General features: G+C 57.5%; 2 tRNA genes and 3 rRNA genes. All 5 read left to right on the forward strand.

Features of this window, described 5'->3' with window-relative positions:
• Nucleotides 1–204 precede the first annotated feature (204 nt).
• The 5 genes from ACYU7H_RS12025 to rrf all read left to right on the forward strand — a co-directional run bounded on the left by ACYU7H_RS12025 (nt 205) and on the right by rrf (nt 5,388).
• A 16S ribosomal RNA gene (locus tag ACYU7H_RS12025) occupies nt 205–1,749 on the forward strand.
• 128 nt (nt 1,750–1,877) lie between these two features.
• Nucleotides 1,878–1,953 (forward strand) — tRNA-Ala (locus tag ACYU7H_RS12030).
• A 23-nt stretch (nt 1,954–1,976) separates the two neighbouring features.
• A tRNA-Ile gene (locus tag ACYU7H_RS12035) sits at nt 1,977–2,053 on the forward strand.
• Between the two features lie 215 nt (nt 2,054–2,268).
• A 23S ribosomal RNA gene (locus tag ACYU7H_RS12040) occupies nt 2,269–5,151 on the forward strand.
• A gap of 124 nt (nt 5,152–5,275) precedes the next feature.
• Nucleotides 5,276–5,388, forward strand: a 5S ribosomal RNA gene (gene rrf, locus ACYU7H_RS12045).
• The 16S, 23S and 5S rRNA genes sit together here with 2 tRNA genes alongside, the layout of an rRNA operon.
• Nucleotides 5,389–5,428: the final 40 nt, after the last annotated feature.

The following is a 5,428-nucleotide window of genomic DNA, read 5'->3' on the forward strand; positions in this document are numbered from 1 at the left end:
CGGGACGCGGCGCTGAGGCCGGTTCCTTTGATCCTTGACAGTGTGCGCAGGTGACTTGTGCGGGCGTCTGGCCGGTGGACGGTTGTCCATGGCAGACGTTCGAACAGAACCAAGTCAATTCAAAGCAGAGATGCAGCGAGTGATTTCGGGTCTGGACGGGCTCTGCACTCAAGACTTATGGGTCCTTCGGGATCCAGCAAGACTCAAGTGAAGAGTTTGATCCTGGCTCAGAGTGAACGCTGGCGGCAGGCCTAACACATGCAAGTCGAACGGCAGCACAGGGGAGCTTGCTCCCTGGGTGGCGAGTGGCGGACGGGTGAGGAATGCGTCGGAATCTGCCCAACCGTGGGGGATAACGTAGGGAAACTTACGCTAATACCGCATGCGCCCTTCGGGGGAAAGCCGGGGACCTTCGGGCCTGGCGCGGATGGATGAGCCGACGTCGGATTAGCTAGTTGGCGGGGTAAAGGCCCACCAAGGCGACGATCCGTAGCTGGTCTGAGAGGATGATCAGCCACACCGGGACTGAGACACGGCCCGGACTCCTACGGGAGGCAGCAGTGGGGAATATTGGACAATGGGCGCAAGCCTGATCCAGCCATGCCGCGTGAGTGAAGAAGGCCTTCGGGTTGTAAAGCTCTTTTGTACGGGAAGAAACACGGCCGGTTAATACCCGGCTGGACTGACGGTACCGTAAGAATAAGCACCGGCTAACTTCGTGCCAGCAGCCGCGGTAATACGAAGGGTGCAAGCGTTACTCGGAATTACTGGGCGTAAAGCGTGCGTAGGTGGTGCGTTAAGTCCGATGTGAAAGCCCTGGGCTCAACCTGGGAATGGCATTGGATACTGGCGTGCTCGAGTACGGTAGAGGGTGGCGGAATTCCCGGTGTAGCAGTGAAATGCGTAGAGATCGGGAGGAACATCCGTGGCGAAGGCGGCCACCTGGACCAGTACTGACACTGAGGCACGAAAGCGTGGGGAGCAAACAGGATTAGATACCCTGGTAGTCCACGCCCTAAACGATGCGAACTGGAGGTTGGGTGCACTTAGGCGCTCAGTCTCGAAGCTAACGCGTTAAGTTCGCCGCCTGGGGAGTACGGTCGCAAGACTGAAACTCAAAGGAATTGACGGGGGCCCGCACAAGCGGTGGAGTATGTGGTTTAATTCGATGCAACGCGCAGAACCTTACCTGGCCTTGACATCCACGGAACTTTCCAGAGATGGATTGGTGCCTTCGGGAACCGTGAGACAGGTGCTGCATGGCTGTCGTCAGCTCGTGTCGTGAGATGTTGGGTTAAGTCCCGCAACGAGCGCAACCCTTGTCCCTAGTTGCCAGCACGTAATGGTGGGAACTCTAGGGAGACCGCCGGTGACAAACCGGAGGAAGGTGGGGATGACGTCAAGTCATCATGGCCCTTACGGCCAGGGCTACACACGTACTACAATGGGGCGGACAGAGGGCTGCGAACCCGCGAGGGCGAGCCAATCCCAGAAACCGCCTCCCAGTCCGGATCGGAGTCTGCAACTCGACTCCGTGAAGTCGGAATCGCTAGTAATCGCAGATCAGCATTGCTGCGGTGAATACGTTCCCGGGCCTTGTACACACCGCCCGTCACACCATGGGAGTGGGTTGCTCCAGAAGCCGCTAGTCTAACCTTCGGGGGGACGGCGACCACGGAGTGATTCATGACTGGGGTGAAGTCGTAACAAGGTAGCCGTATCGGAAGGTGCGGCTGGATCACCTCCTTTAGAGACGAAAGACAGCGCCTAGTCGCCTGTCAGGCGTCCGCACAAGTGACCTGCATTCAGAAGTCCGGCCGATCGGGAGATCGACCCGGATGCGTCGTGAGCGGCCCGGGATCCGGGCGGCAGCCCGCGGGGCCATAGCTCAGCTGGGAGAGCACCTGCTTTGCAAGCAGGGGGTCGTCGGTTCGATCCCGACTGGCTCCACCACTCCGGCCAGGCGAAAGACATTTGGGTCTGTAGCTCAGGTGGTTAGAGCGCACCCCTGATAAGGGTGAGGCCGGTGGTTCGAGTCCTCCCAGACCCACCACTTCTGGATGTTGTTTGCGCACACACAAAGATTGGAAGCGACCTGGCGTTGAGGCCGGGGCGCGTTCTTTGAAAACTGGGACGTAGCGAGCGTTTGAGACGAAGGTCCAGACGTGTCGTAGAGGCTAAGGCGGGCAGCGCGAGCTGCCTTATTGAAGTGATAAGTCGTTGTACGTTCGCAACGATGTGTCAACCCGAGGCGACTTGGGGTGATATGGTCAAGCGAACAAGCGCACACGGTGGATGCCTTGGCGGTCAGAGGCGATGAAGGACGTGGCAGCCTGCGAAAAGCGTCGGGGAGCTGGCAACAAGCTTTGATCCGGCGATGTCCGAATGGGGAAACCCACCTCCTAGGAGGTATCGTGCAGTGAATACATAGCTGTACGAGGCGAACGCGGTGAACTGAAATATCTAAGTAACCGCAGGAAAAGAAATCAACCGAGATTCCCTCAGTAGTGACGAGCGAACGGGGAGCAGCCCAAAAGTCGAATTGGTTCTAGCAAAACGCCCTGGAAAGAGCGGCCGTAGACGGTGACAGCCCGGTATGCGAAAGGGCCATTTCGATGAAATTGAGTAGGGCGGGGCACGAGAAACCCTGTCTGAACATGGGGGGACCATCCTCCAAGGCTAAATACTCCTGACCGACCGATAGTGAACCAGTACCGTGAGGGAAAGGCGAAAAGAACCCCGGCGAGGGGAGTGAAATAGACCCTGAAACCGTGTGCGTACAAGCAGTGGGAGCCGACTTGTTCGGTGACCGCGTACCTTTTGTATAATGGGTCAGCGACTTACTGTCTGTGGCGAGCTTAACCGTATAGGGGAGGCGAAGGGAAACCGAGTCTGAACAGGGCGCATAGTCGCAGGCAGTAGACCCGAAACCGGGTGATCTAGTCATGCCCAGGGTGAAGGTGCGGTAACACGCACTGGAGGCCCGAACCCACTCCCGTTGCAAAGGTAGGGGATGAGGTGTGATTAGGAGTGAAAAGCTAATCGAACCCGGAGATAGCTGGTTCTCCTCGAAAGCTATTTAGGTAGCGCCTCGGACGAATACTGCTGGGGGTAGAGCACTGTTATGGCTAGGGGGTCATCGCGACTTACCAAACCATGGCAAACTCCGAATACCAGCACGTACTATCCGGGAGACACACGGCGGGTGCTAACGTCCGTCGTGAAAAGGGAAACAACCCAGACCCACAGCTAAGGTCCCCAATCAGTGCTGAGTGGAAAACCATGTGGAAAGGCACAGACAGCCAGGAGGTTGGCTTAGAAGCAGCCACCCTTTAAAGAAAGCGTAATAGCTCACTGGTCGAGTCGGTCTGCGGGGAAGATTTAACGGGGCTAAGCATTGAACCGAAGCTTGGGGTGCATCGCTTGCGATGCGCGGTAGAGGAGCGTTCCGTACGCCTGCGAAGGTGGATCGAGAGGTCTGCTGGAGGTATCGGAAGTGCGAATGCTGACATGAGTAACGATAATGCGGGTGAAAAGCCCGCACGCCGAAAGCCCAAGGTTTCCTTGCGCAACGTTAATCGGCGCAGGGTGAGTCGGCCCCTAAGGCGAGGCGGAAACGCGTAGTCGATGGGAAGCTGGTTAATATTCCAGCACCTCGCGCACATGCGATGGAGGGACGGAGAAGGGTAGGTGTACCGGGCGTTGGTTGTCCCGGGGAAAGCAGGTAGGCGGGAGACTTAGGCAAATCCGGGTCTCCATTCAACGCCGAGCAGCGAGACGAGTCCGCATTGGACGAAGTCACTGATCCCACGCTTCCAGGAAAAGCTCCTAAGCTTCAGTGTGCGCAGACCGTACCGTAAACCGACACAGGTGGGCAGGATGAGAATTCTCAGGCGCTTGAGAGAACTCGGGTGAAGGAACTAGGCAAAATGGTACCGTAACTTCGGGAGAAGGTACGCCCCTGCTGGTGGTCCATGCGGACCAAGGCTGGCGGGGGCCGCAGATACCAGGCCGCTGCGACTGTTTATCAAAAACACAGCACTCTGCAAACACGAAAGTGGACGTATAGGGTGTGACGCCTGCCCGGTGCCGGAAGGTTAATTGATGGGGTCAGCCGCAAGGCGAAGCTCTTGATCGAAGCCCCGGTAAACGGCGGCCGTAACTATAACGGTCCTAAGGTAGCGAAATTCCTTGTCGGGTAAGTTCCGACCTGCACGAATGGCGTAACGACAGCGGCGCTGTCTCCACCCGAGACTCAGTGAAATTGAAATCGCTGTGAAGATGCAGCGTTCCCGCGGCAAGACGGAAAGACCCCGTGAACCTTTACTACAGCTTTACACTGAACGTTGAGTTCGTCTGTGTAGGATAGGTGGGAGGCTTTGAAACCGAGGCGCCAGCTTCGGTGGAGCCAACCTTGAAATACCACCCTGTCGTGCTTGACGTTCTAACCTGGGCCCGTGATCCGGGCCGGGGACCGTGTATGGTGGGTAGTTTGACTGGGGCGGTCTCCTCCCAAAGAGTAACGGAGGAGCTCGAAGGTACGCTCAGCGCGGTCGGACATCGCGCACTGTGTGCAAAGGCATAAGCGTGCTTGACTGCAAGATCGACGGATCAAGCAGGTACGAAAGTAGGACTTAGTGATCCGGTGGTTCTGTATGGAAGGGCCATCGCTCAACGGATAAAAGGTACTCCGGGGATAACAGGCTGATACCGCCCAAGAGTTCATATCGACGGCGGTGTTTGGCACCTCGATGTCGGCTCATCACATCCTGGGGCTGTAGTCGGTCCCAAGGGTATGGCTGTTCGCCATTTAAAGTGGTACGCGAGCTGGGTTCAGAACGTCGTGAGACAGTTCGGTCCCTATCTGTCGTGGGCGTTGGAGATTTGAGAGGGGCTGCTCCTAGTACGAGAGGACCGGAGTGGACGAACCCCTGGTGTTCCGGTTGTCACGCCAGTGGCATTGCCGGGTAGCTATGTTCGGAAGCGATAACCGCTGAAAGCATCTAAGCGGGAAGCGCGCCTCAAGATGAGATCTCCCGGGACACAAGTCCCCTGAAGGCACCATCAAGACCAGGTGGTCGATAGGCAGGGTGTGTAAGCGCAGCAATGCGTTGAGCTAACCTGTACTAATGCGCCGTGCGGCTTGACCATATCACTCCAAGTCGCCTTGGCTTCGACGACAACGTCGGACCAGTCGATACACTCGCTACGTCCCACCCCATGAGAGGAACAGGCGCGAATCCCAGCAGGGATCACCGCGACCCTCCACCCCTTTCCTGGCGACCATAGCGCTGTGGCACCACCCGATCCCATCCCGAACTCGGAAGTGAAACGCAGCCGCGCCGATGGTAGTGTGCATCCGCATGCAAGAGTAGGTCATCGCCAGGAGCTTCATACCAAAAACCCCGCCCAAAAGGCGGGGTTTTTC

The organism is Luteimonas pelagia (assembly GCF_054776035.1).